This window comes from Achromobacter sp. 2789STDY5608621, assembly GCF_001299375.1.
In the GTDB taxonomy this organism is placed as follows: Bacteria; Pseudomonadota; Gammaproteobacteria; order Burkholderiales; family Burkholderiaceae_B; genus Achromobacter; species Achromobacter insuavis.
Genome location: NZ_CYTU01000002.1, coordinates 279330 through 297270, shown reverse-complemented (window position 1 = coordinate 297270; position 17941 = coordinate 279330). Strand labels below are relative to the sequence as shown.

Below are 17941 nucleotides of genomic sequence, written 5' to 3'. Positions count from 1 at the left end.
GGACTCACGGCGCCGGGTAGGAACCCAGCACTTTCAGGTAGGCGACCTGCGCCCGCAGGGTATCCAGGGCGAGCGCGACATTCGGATCGTTGCGATGTCCCAGGACATCGACGTAGAAATAGTATTCCCACTCGCCGGTGCGGGCCGGGCGGGATTCGAAGCGCGTCATCGACACGCCGTTGGCCGCCAGCGGCGCCAGCATCTCGTAGACGGCGCCGGCGCGGTTGGGGACAGCCAGGATCAGGCTGGTCTTGTCCTTGCCGCTGACCAGCGGCTCGATATTGCCGATGGCCAGGAAACGCGTGCGGTTGTGCGGATCGTCCTGGATGCCGGCGCTGACGACCTGCAGGTTCCAGGCCGGCGCGGCCACTTCGCCGGCGATCGCGGCGATGGCCGGATCGGATGCGGCCAGGCGCGCCGCCTCGGAATTGCTGGCCGCGGCCACGCGCTCCAGGTCGGGGTAGTTGCGCGTCAGCCAGCCCTGGCACTGGGCCAGCGCCTGCGGATGCGCGGAAATCGTCTTGATGCCGTCCATCTTGCCGGACTGCGACATCAGGCAATGGCGGATCACCAGCGAACGCTCGCCCAGGATGCGCAGCGGCGTGTTCAGCAGCAGGTCCAGGCTGCGGTTGACCGCGCCTTCGGTGGAGTTCTCGACCGGCACCATGCCGACATCGGCCTGCCCCGCCTCGACGGCGCGGAAGACTTCATCGAACGACACGCACGGCAGCTTCTGCACCGCGTGGCCGAAATGCTCCAGCGCGGCCTGCTCGGAAAACGAGCCTTGCGGGCCCAGGTAGGCGACGGTCATGCCGCGCTCCAGGCCACGGCAGGCCGAGATGATCTCGGTCCAGACCGAGGCCACGCCAGCCGCCGGAAACGGACCGGGATTGAGTTGCTGCAGGCGCCGGATCACTTCGGCTTCACGTTCGGGACGCAGCACCGGGCCGTCGGCGTGGGCGGCGTGCTTGGCCTCGCCGACTTCCTGCGCGGCGCGGGCGCGCTGCGACAGGAGGTCCAGGATCTGAGCATCGAGCGCGTCGATGCGGTCGCGCAGGGGGCGCAGCTTGCGCTGCAGATCGTCATCCATAGCGGCGCTCGAATTCCTTCAGGTACTCGACCAGCGCGGCCACGGCGGCCAGCGGCACGGCGTTGTAGATCGAGGCGCGCATGCCGCCCACGCTCTTGTGGCCCTTGAGCTGCGTCAGGCCGGCGGCATCGGCGCCTTGCAGGAAGGCGTCGTTGAGCGACTCGTCGCGCAGTACGAACGGCACGTTCATGCGCGAACGCACGGGCGCGTGGATCGGATTGCGGTAGAAACTGGTGCTGTCGAGGTAGCCGTAGAGCAGCTCGGCCTTGGCCTTGTTGGCCGCTTCCATGCCGGCCACGCCGCCATTGGCCTTGACCCACTTGAACACCAGGCCGGCGATGTAGATCGCGAAGGTCGGCGGCGTGTTGTAGCGCGAATGCTCGGCGGCCACGTTGGCGTAGTCGAACGCCGACGGGCAGATCGGCAGCGCGTGGCCGATCAGGTCGCGGCGGGTGATGGCCATGGTCACGCCGGCCGGGCCGGCGTTCTTCTGGGCGCCCGCGTACATCATGCCGCAGCGGCTCACGTCCATCGGACGCGACAGGAAATGCGAGGAAGCGTCGATCACCAGCGGCACGTCGGGCGCGCCGAGCGCGGCCGTGTCGGGCCAATCCATGAATTCGACGCCGCCGATGGTTTCGTTGCTGCACAGGTGTAGATAGGCCGATTCCTTGCGCACCTTCCAGGTATCGACCGGCGGCACCCAGGTGAACGGCGCCTGCTCGCGGCCGTCCAGCTGCGTCGCCTGACCGCTGGTGGCCGCGACCTGCGCGTCACCGTAGCGGCCGGCTTCCTTGTAGGAGCGCGACGACCAGTGGCCGGTCACGACGAAGTCGGCCGCCGGCGTGCCGCGCCGCCCCATGAGATTCATGGGAACGATGGCGTTCTCCCCGGAACCTCCGCCCTGCATGAACATCACCGCGTAGTCCGGAGACAGGCCGAGCAGATCGCGCAGGTCGCTTTCCGCTTCGTCGCAGATCTGCACGAAGTGCTTGCCGCGATGGCTCATTTCCATCACGGACATGCCACTGCCGTGCCAGTCCAGCATTTCCGCAGCGGCTTGCTGCAGTACCACCTCGGGCAAGGCCGAGGGGCCTGCCGAGAAGTTCCAGGGGCGGGCCATTATTGCTCCGTAGGTTCCGTCGAATCCGTTGCAGCGGCGTCGCCGTTGCCCTCTTCCTGGCCGTCGTCCAGGTCTTCGCTGTCATCGTCCGCATCGCTTTCGACAACGCGGCGCACGCCGGACAGCGAGCTGCCGTCGTCGACGTTGATGAGGGTGACGCCTTGCGTGGCGCGGCCCATTTCGCGGATTTCCGCGACCCGGGTGCGCACCAGCACGCCGCCGGTGGTGATCAGCATGATTTCATCCGAAGGCATCACCAGCACGGCGCCGACCACCTTGCCGTTGCGCGAGCTGGTCTGGATGGCGATCATGCCCTTGGTGCCGCGGCCATGGCGCGTGTACTCGGTGATCGGGGTGCGCTTGCCGTAGCCGTTTTCAGTGGCCGTCAGCACGCTCTGCGTTTCATCCCCGGCCACCAGCAGCGCGATCACGTTCTGCGTGTCCTCGAGCATCATGCCGCGCACGCCGCGGGCGTTGCGGCCCATCGGGCGCACGTCGTTCTCGTCGAAGCGCACGGCCTTGCCGGCATCCGAGAACAGCATGACGTCGTGCTTGCCGTCGGTGAGGTCGGCGCCGATCAGGTAGTCGCCATCGTCCAGGTCGACCGCGATGATGCCGGCCTTGCGCGGGTTGGAGAAGTCTGACAGCGGGGTCTTCTTGACCGTGCCGCGCGAGGTCGCCATGAAGACGTAGTGGTCTTCGCTGAATTCCTTGACCGGCAGCACCACCGTGATCTTCTCGCCTTCGGCCAGCGGGAACATGTTGACGATCGGCTTGCCGCGCGAATTGCGCGTGCCTTGCGGCACTTCCCAGACCTTGAGCCAGTAGACCCGACCGCGGTTCGAGAAGCACAGCAGGAAGTCATGCGTGTTGGCGATGAACAGCTGGTCGATCCAGTCGTTTTCCTTCATCGCGGTGGCCTGCTTGCCGCGGCCGCCACGCTTCTGCGAACGGTACTCGGACAGCGGCTGGCTCTTGATGTAGCCGCCGTGCGACAGCGTCACGACCATGTCGGTGGGCGTGATCAGGTCTTCGGTGTCGAGTTCGGTCGCGTTCAGCTCGATGTCCGAGCGGCGCGTGTCCTTGGCGCCGGTCGAGAACTCGGCCTTGATGGCCTGCAGCTCTTCGCCGATGATGGTCGTGATGCGCTCGGGACGGGCCAGGATGTCCAGCAGGTCGGCGATGGCGGACATGACGTCCTTGTATTCGCCGACGATCTTGTCCTGCTCCAGGCCGGTCAGGCGCTGCAGGCGCATGTTCAGGATTTCCTGGGCCTGGGTGTCGCTCAGGCGGTACAGGCCGTCGCCCTGCAGGCCGAACTCGGCGCCCAGGTCGTCCGGACGGAAGGCCGCGCGGCCTCCCGGCGTATCGCCGTCCGCGCGCGACAGCATTTCGCGCACCAGCGAGGAATCCCACGACTTGGCCATCAGTTCCTGGCGCGCGACGGGAGGCGTCGGCGCGGCCTTGATGATGGCGATGAAGTCGTCGATGTTGGCCAGCGCCACGGCCAGGCCTTCCAGCACGTGGCCGCGTTCGCGGGCCTTGCGCAGCTGGAACACCGTGCGGCGCGTCACCACTTCGCGGCGATGCTGCAGGAAGTAGTCGATCATCTGCTTCAGGTTGAGCAGGCGGGGCTGGCCGTCGACCAGCGCCACCAGGTTCATCCCGAAGGTGTCCTGCAGCTGCGTGTTCTTGTAGAGGTTGTTCAGCACCACCTCGGGCACTTCGCCGCGCTTGAGCTCGATCACCAGGCGCATGCCGTCCTTGTCGGACTCGTCGCGGATGTCGGAGATGCCTTCGATCTTCTTGTCGTTGACCAGCTCGGCGATGCGTTCCTGCAGCGTCTTCTTGTTGACCTGGTAGGGAATCGCGTCGACCACGATGGCCTGGCGGTTGCCCTTCTCCATGTCCTCGAAGTGGGTCTTGGCGCGCATGATGACGCGGCCGCGACCGGTGCGATAGCCTTCGCGCACGCCGGACATGCCGTAGATGATGCCGCCCGTGGGGAAGTCCGGCGCCGGGATGATCTCCATGAGTTCATCGACCGTGCACGCAGGATTGCGCAGGCAGTACAGGCAGCCGTCGACCACTTCCTGGAGGTTGTGGGGCGGAATGTTGGTGGCCATGCCGACGGCGATGCCCGAGCTGCCGTTGACCAGCAGGTTCGGCAGGCGCGAGGGCAGCAGCAGCGGCTCTTGCTCGCTGCCGTCGTAGTTGGGGCCGAAGTCGACCGTTTCCTGGTCGATGTCCGCGAGCAGCTCGTGGGCGATCTTGGCCAGGCGGATTTCGGTGTAACGCATCGCCGCGGCATTGTCGCCGTCGATGGAGCCGAAGTTGCCCTGGCCGTCGACCAGCATGTAGCGCATGGAGAAATCCTGCGCCATGCGGACGATGGTGTCGTAGACGGACTGGTCGCCGTGGGGGTGGTACTTACCGATGACGTCCCCGACGATACGCGCGGACTTCTTATAGGCGCGGTTCCAGTCGTTGTTGAGCTCGTGCATCGCGTAGAGCACGCGCCGGTGGACGGGCTTGAGCCCGTCCCGCACATCCGGTAGCGCCCGCCCGACAATCACGCTCATCGCGTAATCGAGGTAACTGCGGCGCATCTCTTCTTCCAGCGATACCGGAAGCGTCTCCTTGGCAAAGGAATCCATATATATAACGACAGAATCGTGTAAGGAGGAACCCGGGCCGGGTAAACAGGAAATTCTATCATTCGATTGGGGTCGCGGCCCCAAGGGCCCCGCCCCGCCATCGGCGCGGGCCTTGAAGCGGATGTCGGCGGCAAGCGGCACCGGCGCGTCCGCCATCGTCCGGGGAGCCTGTTGCCAAAAACCAACATGGCAAACGGATGGAGCGCGGAAAACGTCATATCCAGCACCAATGCGCCTCTCCAGGGAAGCCAAAGCCCCCCAAATGCCTTAAGATTGTTTCCAGCACGCAGGAAACCCAGTAGCTATTCCTTTGAACCAGCTCTTGGCGTTGCTATACTGGCCCCGTTTTCCTGATATGCGGCGGGGGTTCGCTGCGAGTCACTTATCCAGCTTCAAGCTCAACGAGGAGAAACATGAACAAACCCTCCAAATTCGCTCTGGCGCTCGCCTTCGCCGCCGTCACGGCCTCGGGTGTAGCCTCGGCCCAGACCTATCCCCAGACGGTGGACAACTGGCGCAATCCGTTCGGTAACGTTTGGAAAAACGGTACGAACGAACTGTGCTGGCGCGATGCGTTCTGGACCCCGGCCACCGGCATCCCCGGCTGCGACGGCGTTCCGGTTGCTCAACAGAAGGCGAAGCCGGCCCCGATGGCGGCCAAGGTCGTGTTCAACGCTGACACGTTCTTCGACTTCGACAAGTCGACCCTGAAGCCCGAAGGCCGTCAGCTGCTGGACCAAGTCGCCCAGCAAGCTCGCGGTATCGAGCTGGAAACGATCATCGCCGTCGGCCACACCGACTCGATCGGTACGGACGCCTACAACCAGAAGCTGTCCGAGCGCCGTGCCGCTTCGGTCAAGGCCTACCTGGTCAGCAAGGGCATCGATCCGAACCGTATCTACACGGAAGGCAAGGGTAAGAAGAACCCGATCGCTTCCAACAAGACGAAGGAAGGCCGCGCCCAGAACCGTCGCGTTGAAATCGAAATCGTGGGTAGCCGCAAGTAATTGCCGGACTAGCTACAATAAAGGGCCTCGCATAGCGAGGCCCTTTTTTTCGCCCGGCTTGCACCAATCCGGTGCAAACGCTCCGGCGCCCACGGGCGCCGCCGACTCTCTATATATAGAGCCGTCTTATGCTGGACCGCCCATGAGCACCCAAACCCACGATTCCGCCCAAGCCACCGTCAACGCCGACCAGGCCGAACTGGACAAGTTCGGTGCGTTGGCCAGCCGCTGGTGGGACCCCGAAAGCGAATTCAAGCCCCTGCACGCCATCAACCCCCTGCGCCTGGAATGGATCCAGGAAAGCGTGGGCAGCCTGGCCGGCAAGAAGGTGCTGGACGTCGGCTGCGGCGGCGGCATCCTGTCGGAAGCCATGGCCCGCGCCGGCGCCGACGTCACCGGCATCGACCTGGCCGACAAATCGCTCAAGATCGCCAAGCTGCATGGGCTGGAATCGGGCGTGAAGGTCGAATACCGCAAGGTGCCGGTGGAACAGCTGGCGGCCGAGCAGCCAGGTCAGTACGACGTGGTGACCTGCATGGAAATGCTGGAGCACGTGCCGGATCCCGCCTCCATCGTGCGCGCCTGCGCGGCGCTGACCAAGCCGGGCGGCTGGGTGTTCTTCTCGACCCTGAACCGCAATCCCAAGGCGTTCCTGTTCGCCATCATCGGCGCCGAATACGTGCTGCGCCTGCTGCCGCGCGGCACCCACACCTACGACATGTTCATCAAGCCGAGCGAACTGGCCTCGTCCGCGCGCGGCGCCGGCCTGGAGCCGGTCGGCATGCGCGGCATGGAATACAACCCGATCACCCAGATCTACTCGCTGACGTCCGACACCTCGGTCAACTACCTGATGGCTACCCGCAAATGAGCGCCCTGATCCTGTTTGACTTCGACGGCACGCTGGCCGACACCGCCCCCGACCTGGCCGCCGCCGCCAACCAGCAACGCACCCGCCGCGGGCTGGAAACCCTGCCCTACGAGACGCTGCGTCCGGTCGCCTCGCAGGGCGCGCGCGGCCTGCTGCGCGTCGCGCTCGGCCTGAAGCCAGGCGACGACGAATACGAGCCGACCCGCCTGCAATTCCTGGAAGACTACGCCGCCAGCTCCACCGTCCACAGCAAGCTGTTCCCCGGCATCGAGGCGCTGCTGGCCGACATCCGCCAGCGCGGCCTGTCCTGGGGCATCGTGACCAACAAGGTCACCTACCTGACGCTGCCGATCGTCGAGCACCTGAACCTGACCCGCGACAGCGCCGTGCTGGTCTGCGGCGACACCACCGCTCACGCCAAGCCGCACCCGCTGCCACTGCAGCACGCCGCGCGCGAGGCCGGCTTCGCCACCGACCGCTGCGTCTACGTCGGCGACGACCTGCGCGACATCCAGGCCGCGCACGCGGCCGGCATGCCGGCGGTTGCCGCCGCCTATGGCTATGTCGGCGAAGAAGACAACATCAGCACCTGGGAAGCCGAAACCTGCGCCAACACGCCGGCCGAACTGTGGACAGCGATCGAGCCGCTGCTGCCGCTCGATCTGCGTTGATACGCCGTCATCGGCGCCGATCTCCCGCGACCCGCATCGCCGCCCTGCCGACGGCGCACGGTCCGGGATGACAAGGGTTCGGTCGGATTAGTTGATCTGACCGAACAATTTATCCGGTGAAAAAGGGTTTATCCCTAGGCGCCGGTGAATTAAAGTACGTTTCATGCAAGGCAATCCGGGTGCCTCCCGATTGCCTTTCCCGGCTCATGCCGGGCGCCGCGCGGCGATGCCCGCACGGCGACTCTCGTTACGCATCGATGGCTTGCCGCCCTCATGCGCCCGCGCGCCGACGTCTCCCCGGCGCGCAACCTAGACCTTTTAGACCATTCATCCGCCCACCGCGCATTGCCTCCCGGCTTCGCGCGTACCTGGAATTGCCCATGCTTTTGCCCATCCTGCTACTTTCGGCCGCTGGTTTCACCATCCTGACCACCGAATTCCTGATCGTCGGCCTGCTGCCCAGCCTGGCCCGCGACCTCGACGTCACGGTTTCCCAGGCCGGCCTGCTGGTGTCGCTATTCGCCTTCACCGTGGCCGCCACCGGTCCCCTGCTGACCGCGCTGATGGCCAACATCGAGCGCAAGCGCCTGTTCATCAGCGTGCTGGTGCTGTTCGGCCTGTCCAACGCCCTGGCGGCGGCGGCGCCGAACATCTGGGTCATGGCGGTCGCCCGCTTCGTGCCGGCGCTGGCATTGCCGGTGTTCTGGTCGCTGGCCAGCGCCACCGCGGTGGAACTGGTGGGCCCGGCCCGCGCAGGCCGCGCCATCTCGATGGTGGCGTTCGGCATCGTCGCCGCCACGGTGTTCGGCATCCCCATCGGCGTGCTGATCTCGGACGCCTTCGGCTGGCGCGCGGCCTTCGGCGTGCTGTCGGTGGTGGCGTTCGCCAAGGCCCTGTTGCTGCTGCTGGCCTTCCCCAGCACCCGCATCCGCGCCGAGAGCGTCAAACTGGTGACGCAGCTGCGCATCCTGCGCAACCCCATCGTGGTGGGCCACGTGCTGCTGTCGCTGCTGGTGTTCACCGGCATGTTCACCGCCTACACCTACCTGGCGGACATGCTGGAACGCCTGGCCGGTTTCAATGGCCAGATCGTTGGCTGGACCATGATGGCGTTCGGCGCCGTCGGCCTGATCGGCAACACCCTGGGCGGCCGCATGGTCGACCGCAGCCCGCTGGGCGCCACCGCGCTGTTCTCGTCGCTGATGGCGGTCGGCCTGGCGTTCGTCGCGCCGGTGATGCAGTCGCACGGCCTGCTGGCCGTGGCGCTGACGATCTGGGGCATCGCCCAGGCGGCGCTGTTCATCGTCTGCCACGTGCGCCTGATGAAATCGGCGCCCGAGGCCCCCGCCTTCGCCGCTTCGCTCAACATTTCGGGCGCCAACATCGGCATCGGCCTGGGTGCGGTGGTCGGCGGCCGCGTCATCGACCAGTACGGCCTGGCGTCGCTGGGCTGGGCCGCTGCGGTGATCGTGGCGGTGTCCGTCGCGCTGGCGTTCGTGCTGATGGCGGCCTCGCGCGCACGCCCCGCCGGCAAGGCGGCCTGTGCCAACGCCTGAGCTCACATTGCGGCATCCGCGCCACGCCCGGGCGGGCGGGCGCGGAAACGCAGCGGACTATCGCGTTTACCAGTACAATAGAAAGTTCTTGGGGCCGATCCGGATTCGACGTGGGTCGCGAAACAACTCAGGGCATGCCGAGCACCAGTACGCTCGTTAAACCACTGGAACACTACAAACGCCAACGACGAGCGTTTCGCTCTCGCCGCTTAAGCGGTGAGCCGCTGCACTGATCTGTCCTTGGGTCAGGCGGAGGAAGGCAACTTCCTAGGGGGGCAACCCTCGAACCGCAGCAGCGACATTCACAAGGAATCGGTTCGCGCTGGGGTCACACGGCTCGGATTTAAATTACGTGAATCGCTCTGGTCCGGCCTGTCGGTTGGCTAAGTCCAGGGTTAAAACCAAATAAATCGACTACGCATGTAGAACTGGTTGCGGAGGGCTTGCGGACGGGGGTTCAATTCCCCCCGGCTCCACCAAATTTCCGCCATAGCGCCAAATGGCCGACCTTTACGGATCGGCCATTTTTTTTGCCGTGGGCGCTACCCGCTCTTTACGGTCACGGGTGCTTTGCATCCGTCACAGGGCGGGACGGGCACAGGTCTTTGATGCGAAGAGCCGGCGCCGGCGTCAGTCTTGCGCAAGTCGCTTGCGCAGGGCCTTGTATTGACGGAATTCCCTGGCGCAGAGATGGCCGACCACAATGCTGGGCAACAAGGCAATCAGGGTGGTGAGGCTTTGGCCACAACACGTGGCGAAGCTCTCTTTGCCACGCATCGCCGCGATGACGTTGGCAGCGACGCAGCCAACCAGCAATGCGCCGACTGCGTAGGCGAGGATGCTCCCGGCGTTGAGCCAGGGCCGGCCGACCAGCTTGTTGACGAGCCACTGAAACGCCAGGGCCACCGCAAGCGCCAAGAAGGACACCGTCCATAGAACAACAATCGCGACATCCGCATCACGCCCCACAGCCGCATCCTCCGAAAGCGATGTCATTTCATAGCATGCTCGCCTGAGGTCCGGGGACAACGCGGGTGCGCTTATCAGACTGATTCGAGCGCTAACCGATAACGCCTATGGCCCACGGCCCGCCGCTATCGTCACACCGCGCTCAGTGGATATGCTCCTGCCCGGAACGATCCGAACGCTCCACCTGCAGCGTCGTGTGATGCAGGTCGAAGCCGTCCTGCAGGCGTCGCTCGATCTCCAGCCGGACGGTCTCGCCGTCGGCGCCCGCGGCCAGCACCACGTGGCCGGTCAGGAGCGGCTGCTTCTGCGTGATCGCCCACAGGTGGATGTCATGCACGCTGGCGACGCCGTCAGTGCCGGCGATGGCGTCGCGCACCGCGCTCAGGCTCATGCCGGGCGGCACGCCTTCGAGCAGCAGGTTGATGCATTCGCGCAGCAGCACCCAGGTGCGCGGGAACACCATGAATCCGATGGCCACGGCCAACGCCGAATCGACCCAGCGCCAGCCGGTCAGCCAGATGATCACGGCCCCCGCGATGACGGCGACCGAACCCAGCATGTCGGCCCAGACTTCGAGATAGGCGCCTTTCACGTTCAGGCTGTCGTCCTTGGAACCGGCCAGCAGCCGCATCGACACCAGATTGATCACCAGCCCGGCGATGGCCACGGCCAGCATGCCGGCGGACTGGATATCCGGCGGCGCCTCGAGACGGCGCCAGGCTTCGTACAGGATGTAGAACGCCACGCCCAGCAGCACCAGCGCGTTGACCGCGGCCGCCAGGATCTCGAAGCGCGCATAACCGTAAGTGCGCATCAGGTCGGCGGCCTTGCGGCCCGCGCGGATCGCGATCAGCGCCAGCAGCAGCGCGATAGCGTCGGTCATCATGTGCATGGCGTCGGAGATCAACGCCAGACTGCCGGTCCACAGGCCCCCGACGATCTCCACCACCATGAAGGTGCTGGTCAGCCCGAACGCAATCCACAGACGGGATTCGGGCAGCGCCCGCACGTCGGCGTGCTCATGGCCGCCGCTCATGCCCGTCCCCGCGAAATGATCGCGACGCGGGCGCGGATGGGGTGGCTTTCCAGCAGTCTTTTCGGCGAATCCATGGCGCGACGCTCCGGGTGATGGGGGGCGGCACCGTGGCGGGGGTGCCATGGCCGTATGAGAAAGCCTGAAGTGACTATAAGGTCAAGCGATAGAAGACCCGCGGCGGCCCGGCCGCCGGCAGGCGGCGGCGGGCGAGGGATTGAAGCCGCGGGCGCGTCAGGGGGGAGACCCCTTGGCCGGATTCAGCCGCGATTGCCGAACAGGCCCGACAGCGAGGCCAGCAGGTCGGTGGGGTTGAACGACTGGCCGGGCTGCACCGTGCCTTCCGGGGTGGCCTTGTCGATCAGCTGCGGCAGCAGCGAAGACAGCGAGCCCAGCACCGAGCCGGTGTCCTGGCCGGTCTTGGCGGCCAGCTCGTTGACCACGCCGGGGTCCAGCACCTGACCGAGCTGGTCGGCGCTGACCGGCAGGTTCTGGCCCTTGCCGATCCACGACGCGACGATCTCGCCCAGGCCGCCCTGCTGGAAGCTGGCGATCAGGCCGGACAGGCCACCCGGGTATTTGCCCAGTTGTTCAATCAGGGCGGGCAGCAGCGAGGCGGAGCCTCCTTGCTGGCCGCCGCCGGCCATCGAGGCCAAGGTATCCAATAGACTCATCGCCGTACTCCAGGAAAATCGGAAATCCAGTATAGGCCCGTGACGGCGCCGATGTGGTCATCCAAAGGTCGGCAACCGGCGATCTTTGCAAAGCTTGTCGTTCCGGCCTTCAGCCCGCGCCGCGCGGGGCTGGCGAGGCCAGGGGAGCCTGGGAGGCCTTGAGGGCTTTCAACGCCTTCTGGCCGGCGCGGCCGTCGGCGGGCAGGCCGAGTTCGCGCTGCGCTGCGCGCAGGGCTTCACGGGTGCGCTCGCCGATCATGCCATCGGGTTCGCCCAGCTCATAGCCGCGGGCAATCAGCAGCCGCTGCAATTCGCGCCGCTCGGCGCGCGACAGCCCCGGATCGTCGGTCGGCCAGGCCTGCGCCAGCGGGCCGCCGCCGCGCAGGCGGTCGGACAGGTGCGCAATCGCCAGCGCATAGCTTTCGGCGGCGTTGTAGGAATACAGCGCATCGAAATTACGCGTCACCAGGAACGCCGGCCCCTTGGGACCGGCCGGCAGCAGCAGGCCGACAGGCGTATCGCCCGCGGGCAACGGCTTGCCGTCGGCGCGGGTCAACCCCTGGCCGCGCCAGAAGGACAGCGGACGCTTGTTCTTGCGTCCCGCGCCGGCGGTGTTCGCGCCCGCCGGCAGGATCACCTCGTAGCCCCAGTCCAGGCCGCTGTTCCAGCCGGCGCGCTTGAGGAAGTTGGCGGTGGAGGCGAGCGCGTCGGGCACGCTGTCGATGAGGTCGCGGCGGCCATCGCCGTCGAAATCGACCGCCAACCGCAGATAGGTCGACGGCATGAACTGGGTCTGGCCGAACGCCCCCGCCCAGGAACCCTTGAGCTTGTCGGGGTCGATGCGCTCGTCCTGCACGATCTTGAGCGCGGCGAAGAACTCGCCGCGGAAATACGCCTGGCGGCGCCCGAAGCAGGACAGCGTCGACAGCGAGGTCAGCAGCGGCCGCCCGCCCAGCGTGCGGCCATAATTGCTCTCCACGCCCCACACGGCCGCGATGGTGGCCGGGTCCACGCCGTAGCGCGCGGCGGCGCGGTCCAGTTCGGCGCGCCAGCGCTCGATGCCCGCCTTGCCGTCGGCGACGCGCTCGTCGTCGACCAGCGCCGCCATGTAGTCCCAGATCGGCGTCTTGAATTCGGGCTGCGCATCCAGCAGGCCGATCACCGCCATGTCGGGCGACAGGCTGGCGGTATGCCGGTCGAACGTGGCGCCCGACACGCCCGCCTTGGCGGCGGGGGCGCGCAATCCGGCCAGACAACCGGCGAAGGCGTCGGCGGCGTGCGCGGCGGGCGCGGACAACGCCAGCATGGCGGCCAGGGGAACGGCGTGGCGAAAGGTCATCGAGAAAGCGCTCCTGCGGATGCGTTGGCCGCGCCGCCATCGGGGCGGCGCTGGCTGTCTTCGGCTTCGCCCGTGACGGCGCGTTTGTCGAGCAAGGCGGCCAGTTCGGCCTCGTCGAAACCCGCCGCGCGGCGCGCTTCCATGTTGAAGGGGCCGCGCAGCCGCGGCGCGTTGTAGCGGCTGGCCAGCTCGGCGTAGCAGGCGACCGGCTCCCTGCCCTGCTCGGCGCACAACCGCTTGTACCAGTAGTTGCCGATCGCCACGTGGCCGATCTCGTCGCGCAGGATGATGTCGACGATGGCCGCGCTCTGCGCGTCGCCGGCGCCGGCCAGCTTGTTGCGGATCAACGGCGACGCATCCAGGCCGCGCGCCTCCAGAGTGCGCGGCACCAGCGCCAGTCGCGCCAACAGGTCGTCGCATGTGCGTTCGGCCATGTCCCACAGGCCGTTGTGGCCGGGAAAGTCGCCATAGGCATGGCCCAGCTCGGCCAGCCGCCGATTGAGCAGATCGAAATGCGCGGCCTCTTCGCGCGCCACGCGCAACCAGTCGCGGTAGAACGCGTCCGGCATGCCGGCGAAGCGCCAGAGGATGTCCAGCGCCAGGTTCACCGCGTTGAATTCGATATGCGCCAGCGCGTGCAGCAGCGCCGCGCGGCCTTCCTGGGTCGCCATGGAACGCTGCGGCACCTCGGCCGGCGCCACCAGCACGGGCGCGGCGGGGCGCCCCGGCAATCCGCCTGGCGCCGCGTAACGCCGCGCGCCATCCAGCGGGGCGTCGTCGCCAATGGCGCGCACCCGCGCCAGCTTGTCGGCCCAGCCGGTGGCGGCCAGCGCGCGCAGGGCCTGGGCGCGCAGACAGGGCGTGCCGGATTGGTCCGGACCGTTCCCGTCCGCGGGAAGGATCGAATTGCTGTCCATGAGGATTTCCGGTGCGGGGCGGAACGACGCCGCCCGCAAGACAATAACCATGCGCGGTCATCCCGCGCCGCGCGTCATGCGCCAGCGAAGACTTTATCATTCGTCCATGGATTCGCCGCTCCGCCTGACCATCGAAACCGACCTGTCGCGCATCGACGCCCGCCAATGGGATGCGCTGGCCGGCGACCAGCCGTTCCTGCGGCACGCCTTCCTGCACGCGCTGCACGACACCGGCTGCGCCGCGCCGCGCACCGGCTGGTCGCCGCATTACCTGATGCTGTGGCGCGGCGACGATCTGGCCGGGGCGGTGCCACTCTACCTGAAATCGCATTCACGCGGCGAGTACGTGTTCGACTACGCCTGGGCCGACGCCTTCGAACGCCACGGCCTGCGCTACTACCCCAAGCTGCTGGCGGCGGTGCCGTTCACCCCGGTCTCGGGCCCGCGCCTGCTGGCCGCCAGCGATGAAGACCGCGACACGCTGGTGCGCGGGCTGGTCGCCTTTGCCGAAGAGATCCAGGTGTCGTCGCTGCATCTGCTGTTTCCGGCCACGGCGGACCTGCGAGCGCTGCGCGAGGCCGGCTTCATGGTGCGCGAAAGCGTGCAGTTCCATTGGACCAATCCAGGCTACGCCGACTTCGACGCCTTCCTGGCGACGATGAGCCACGACAAGCGCAAGAAGATCCGCCAGGACCGCAAGAAGGTGGCGCAGGCCGGGCTGGCGTTCCGCTGGCTGCGCGGCGCGCAGATCGACGCCGCCGACCTCGATTTTTTCTACCAGTGCTATTGCCACACCTATTTCAACCACGGCAATCCGCCCTACCTGAGCCGCGAGTTCTTCCTGCGCGCCTACCGCGACCAGCCCGACGCCTTCGTGCTGATCCTGGCCGAGCGCGACGGCCAGCCGGTGGCGGCGGCCCTCAACCTGGCGGGCGGCGACACGCTGTACGGACGCTATTGGGGCGCGACGGAATATGTGCCGGGGCTGCACTTCGAGACCTGCTACCTGCAGGCCATCGCCTACTGCATCGCCCATGGCATGGCGCGGTTCGAGGGCGGCGCGCAAGGGGAACACAAAATGGCGCGCGGGCTGCTGCCCACGCCCACCTGGTCGGCGCACTGGGTCGCCGACCCGCGCTTCGCGGCCGCGATCCAGCATTTTCTCGATGAGGAAACCGCCGCGGTGGATGACTACCTGGGCGAGCTCGAGGCGCACACGCCGTTCAAGCGCGCGGCCCCGGACTGACCGGTCAGAGGAAACGGTCCAGCAGCTTGCGGCTGTGCTTGTCGAGCGACAGGATGTCGCGCACCAGGTAGAAGATGCCGTGGCTGTCGGCGATCAGCAGCGTCTGCGGGCTCAGGCGGCGGATGTCCTCTTCGCCGCGCAGCGTGAAACTGGTGGCGCCCCGATCGGTCTCCACCTTCCAGATGCTGGGGGTAGCGAAGGTGGACACGCTGGCCAGCTTGCGGATCTCGGGCATGAATTCGCGCCCGGCCAGTTCCTCTTCGATCAGCGCGCGTTCGGCGGCGGGCACCTCGGCCAGCCGTTCGATCCACAGCAGCTCGCGGCCTTCGCTGGTCACCAGCGACAGCCCGCGATCGGCCTCGCTGATCGGAAAGGCCCGCACCGGGATCACGCCTTCGTGCGCGACACCGTCGGCACCCTGGAACACCAAACGCCCGAACGCATTGCGTCGCAGCTGGAAAACGGGAAGCGTCATGACGGTTATCTCGCTCAGGCCACGGCGGCCATGTCTTCGCTGCCGGAGGACTGCGCGTCCGCCTCGTTCTGGCGCGCCTGCGCCTGGTACAGCCGGTAGTAGGCGCCTTCACGCGCCATCAGTTCTTCGTGCGGGCCCTGCTCCACGATCTGGCCGCGGTCCAGCACCACCAGCCGGTCGGCCTTGCGCAAGGTGCTCAGGCGGTGGGCGATGGCGATGGTGGTGCGGCCGCGCACCAGGTTGTCGAGCGCCTTCTGGATTTCCTTCTCGGTGGTGGTGTCGACCGACGAGGTGGCTTCGTCCAGGATCAGGATGCGCGGGTCGATCAGCAGCGCGCGCGCGATCGAGATGCGCTGGCGCTCGCCGCCGGACAGCGCCTGGCCGCGTTCGCCCACCAGCGAATCGTAGCCATGCGGCAGGCGCAGGATGAATTCATGCGCATGGGCGGCGCGGGCCGCGGCCACGATCTCGTCGCGGGTGGCGTCCGGCTTGCCGTAGGCGATGTTCTCGGCGATGGTGCCGAAGAACAGGAAGGGCTCCTGCAGCACCAGCCCGATGTTGCGGCGGTAGTCGGCCACCCGCACCGAACGGATGTCGGCGCCGTCCACCAGGATCGCGCCTTCCGACACGTCGTAGAAGCGGCAGATCAGGTTGATCAGGGTGCTCTTGCCCGAGCCGCTGTGGCCCACCAGGCCGATCATCTCGCCAGGGGCGATGCTCAGGTCCAGGCCACGGATGACCTGGCGGTTGCCGTAGCGGAAGCCGACGTCGCGCAATTCGATGCGGCCGTTGATCTGCGGCAGCTTGGCCGGGTTCTGCGGCTCGGGCACGCTGGAGACGTGGTCCAGGATGTCGAAGATGCGCTTGGCGCCGGCGGCCGCCTTCTGCGTCACCGACACGATGCGGCTCATCGAATCCAGCCGCGTATAGAAGCGCCCGATGTAGGCCAGGAACGCCGCCAGCACACCGACCGTGATCTGCTTCTGCGAGACCTGCCAGATACCGAAGATCCACACCACCAGCAGCCCGATCTCGGTCAGCAGCGTGACCGTGGGCGAGAACAGCGACCAGGTGGTGTTGACCCGGTCGTTCACTTCCAGGTTGCGGTTGTTGGCCTCGCGGAAACGCGCCACTTCGCGCTTTTCCTGGGCGAAGGCCTTGACCACGCGGATGCCGGGAATGGTGTCGGCCAGCACGTTGGTGATCTCCGACCAGATGCGGTCGACCTTCTCGAAGCCATGGCGCAGCCGGTCGCGCACCGCGTGGATCATCCAGATAATGAACGGCAGCGGCACCAGCGTGACCAGCGCCAGCCAGGGATTGATCGACACCAGGATCACCGCGGTCATGGTGATCATCAGGATGTCATTGGCGAAGTCCAGCAGGTGCAGCGACAGGAACACGCAGATGCGGTCGGTCTCGCTGCCGATGCGGGAAATCAGGTCGCCGGTGCGCTTGCCGCCGAAATACTCCAGCGACAGCTGCTGCAGGTGCTCATAGGTAGTGGTGCGCAGGTCGGCGCCGATGCGCTCGCTGACCCAGGCCAGGATGTAGGTCCGCGCCCAGCCCAGGCCCCACGCCAGGATGGCGGAGCCGAGCAGCCCGCCCAGGTACAGGCGGACCTTGCTGTAGTCGATGGGCGCGCCGTTCTGGAACGGAATCAGCACGTCGTCCATCAGCGGCATGGTCAGGTACGGCGGCACCAGGGTCGCCGCGGTGCCCAGCAGGGTCAGCAGAAAGCCGGCCAGCAAGGGGCCGCGATACGGCCGCGCGAAGCGCCACAGGCGCAGCAGCGCCCAGGTGGTCGACGGCGCCGCCTGCTCCTGGTTACAGACCGGGCATTCATCCTGGCCGGCCGGAATGGCGTTGTTGCAGATGGTGCACTGGCGTTCGCCCGCCTCGGCTTCCGGCTGGCCGGACAGGCGGATCGCCTGCTGCGCCTCGAACTGGCCCAGCAGCCGCAGCGCGGCCGGATTGCAGGCCAGCGTGAAGCGCCAGATACCCAGCCGCGCTGTATCGTCGTGCAACTCCAGCACGGCGGCGCCGGCGTGGTCGGAAAGATTCAGGGACAGTTGGGGACCGTAAGCCCAGGATTCCCAGCCGGTATCGGCCGCATTGCGGGCGATCAGGCGGTGATCGGTGACGGCGACCAGGCCGGGCTGGAACTTCAGCCGCTGATCCAGGTCTATTTCAACCCAGGCCAGCAGGGTCTCATCCTGCGCCAGTTCTGCGCGGATTTCATCCCGCCAGCGGGCAGGAAAGGCTTCGGCTAGGCCGGAAAGCAGGTGTGGTTTTTTCATTAGAACGCATACC

At 66.8% G+C, this 17941-nt stretch carries 15 protein-coding genes and 1 other RNA gene; 6 read left to right on the top strand and 10 right to left on the bottom strand.

The window, feature by feature from the left end:
* Positions 1-4: 4 nt before the first annotated feature.
* Genes pheA through gyrA form a run of 3 tightly spaced genes read right to left on the bottom strand, consistent with a single transcriptional unit; the run spans position 5 to position 4870 of the window.
* Positions 5-1090 carry a prephenate dehydratase gene (pheA, locus tag AOZ53_RS03775; protein WP_006393614.1) on the bottom strand — a complete coding sequence of 362 codons (1086 nt, stop codon included), beginning with the start codon at positions 1088-1090 and terminating at the stop codon, positions 5-7.
* Positions 1083-2213, bottom strand: a complete 1131-nt coding sequence (serC, locus tag AOZ53_RS03770) for a 3-phosphoserine/phosphohydroxythreonine transaminase (protein ID WP_054429490.1) — start codon at positions 2211-2213, stop codon at positions 1083-1085. The genes pheA and serC overlap by 8 nt, the downstream gene beginning before the upstream one ends.
* Positions 2213-4870 carry a DNA gyrase subunit A gene (gene gyrA, locus AOZ53_RS03765; protein WP_054429491.1) on the bottom strand — a complete coding sequence of 886 codons (2658 nt, stop codon included), beginning with the start codon at positions 4868-4870 and terminating at the stop codon, positions 2213-2215. Before gyrA ends, serC begins: the two co-directional genes overlap by 1 nt.
* 413 nt (positions 4871-5283) lie before the next feature.
* On the opposite strand from gyrA, the gene ompA reads away from it, so the two are divergent.
* The 5 genes from ompA to ssrA all read left to right on the top strand — a co-directional run bounded on the left by ompA (position 5284) and on the right by ssrA (position 9454).
* Positions 5284-5877, top strand: a complete 594-nt coding sequence (gene ompA / locus AOZ53_RS03760; RefSeq protein WP_054429492.1) for an outer membrane protein OmpA — start codon at positions 5284-5286, stop codon at positions 5875-5877.
* A 142-nt stretch (positions 5878-6019) separates the two neighbouring features.
* On the top strand, positions 6020-6748 hold the full coding sequence (gene ubiG / locus AOZ53_RS03755) for a bifunctional 2-polyprenyl-6-hydroxyphenol methylase/3-demethylubiquinol 3-O-methyltransferase UbiG (RefSeq protein ID WP_054429493.1): 729 nt from the start codon (positions 6020-6022) through the stop codon (positions 6746-6748).
* The gene (locus AOZ53_RS03750) at positions 6745-7419 is read left to right on the top strand and encodes an HAD-IA family hydrolase (protein WP_054486882.1); all 675 of its coding nucleotides are present in this window, start codon (positions 6745-6747) and stop codon (positions 7417-7419) included. Before ubiG ends, AOZ53_RS03750 begins: the two co-directional genes overlap by 4 nt.
* Positions 7420-7799: 380 nt before the next feature.
* Positions 7800-8975, top strand: a complete 1176-nt coding sequence (locus AOZ53_RS03745; protein ID WP_054429495.1) for an MFS transporter — start codon at positions 7800-7802, stop codon at positions 8973-8975.
* Positions 8976-9065: 90 nt separating this feature from the next.
* Positions 9066-9454: a transfer-messenger RNA gene (gene ssrA / locus AOZ53_RS33230) on the top strand.
* A gap of 151 nt (positions 9455-9605) precedes the next feature.
* Here ssrA and AOZ53_RS03740 read toward each other — a convergent pair.
* The 5 genes from AOZ53_RS03740 to AOZ53_RS03720 form a co-directional block, all read right to left on the bottom strand.
* On the bottom strand, positions 9606-9971 hold the full coding sequence (locus AOZ53_RS03740; RefSeq protein WP_054429496.1) for a hypothetical protein: 366 nt from the start codon (positions 9969-9971) through the stop codon (positions 9606-9608).
* A gap of 115 nt (positions 9972-10086) precedes the next feature.
* Positions 10087-10980, bottom strand: a complete 894-nt coding sequence (locus AOZ53_RS03735) for a cation diffusion facilitator family transporter (protein WP_054429497.1) — start codon at positions 10978-10980, stop codon at positions 10087-10089.
* A gap of 257 nt (positions 10981-11237) precedes the next feature.
* Positions 11238-11651 carry a YidB family protein gene (locus tag AOZ53_RS03730; protein WP_054429498.1) on the bottom strand — a complete coding sequence of 138 codons (414 nt, stop codon included), beginning with the start codon at positions 11649-11651 and terminating at the stop codon, positions 11238-11240.
* Between the two features lie 109 nt (positions 11652-11760).
* Complete coding sequence (locus AOZ53_RS03725; RefSeq protein WP_054429499.1) at positions 11761-12990, bottom strand: lytic murein transglycosylase; 1230 nt, start codon at positions 12988-12990, stop codon at positions 11761-11763.
* On the bottom strand, positions 12987-13907 hold the full coding sequence (locus tag AOZ53_RS03720) for a ferritin-like domain-containing protein (RefSeq protein ID WP_054429500.1): 921 nt from the start codon (positions 13905-13907) through the stop codon (positions 12987-12989). Before AOZ53_RS03720 ends, AOZ53_RS03725 begins: the two co-directional genes overlap by 4 nt.
* 106 nt (positions 13908-14013) lie before the next feature.
* Between AOZ53_RS03720 and AOZ53_RS03715 the strand changes: the two genes are divergently transcribed.
* Positions 14014-15153 (top strand): GNAT family N-acetyltransferase, encoded by a 1140-nt coding sequence (locus AOZ53_RS03715; RefSeq protein ID WP_054429501.1) that lies wholly within the window; start codon positions 14014-14016, stop codon positions 15151-15153.
* Between the two features lie 4 nt (positions 15154-15157).
* On the opposite strand, the gene AOZ53_RS03710 is transcribed toward AOZ53_RS03715, so the two are convergent.
* Together AOZ53_RS03710 and AOZ53_RS03705 are read right to left on the bottom strand one after the other, a co-directional pair.
* On the bottom strand, positions 15158-15628 hold the full coding sequence (locus AOZ53_RS03710) for a cyanophycin metabolism-associated DUF1854 family protein (RefSeq protein ID WP_054429502.1): 471 nt from the start codon (positions 15626-15628) through the stop codon (positions 15158-15160).
* A 14-nt stretch (positions 15629-15642) separates the two neighbouring features.
* A complete protein-coding gene (locus AOZ53_RS03705) occupies positions 15643-17928 on the bottom strand; it encodes a cyanophycin metabolism-associated ABC transporter (RefSeq protein WP_054429503.1) in 2286 nt (761 codons plus the stop codon).
* Positions 17929-17941 lie beyond the last annotated feature (13 nt).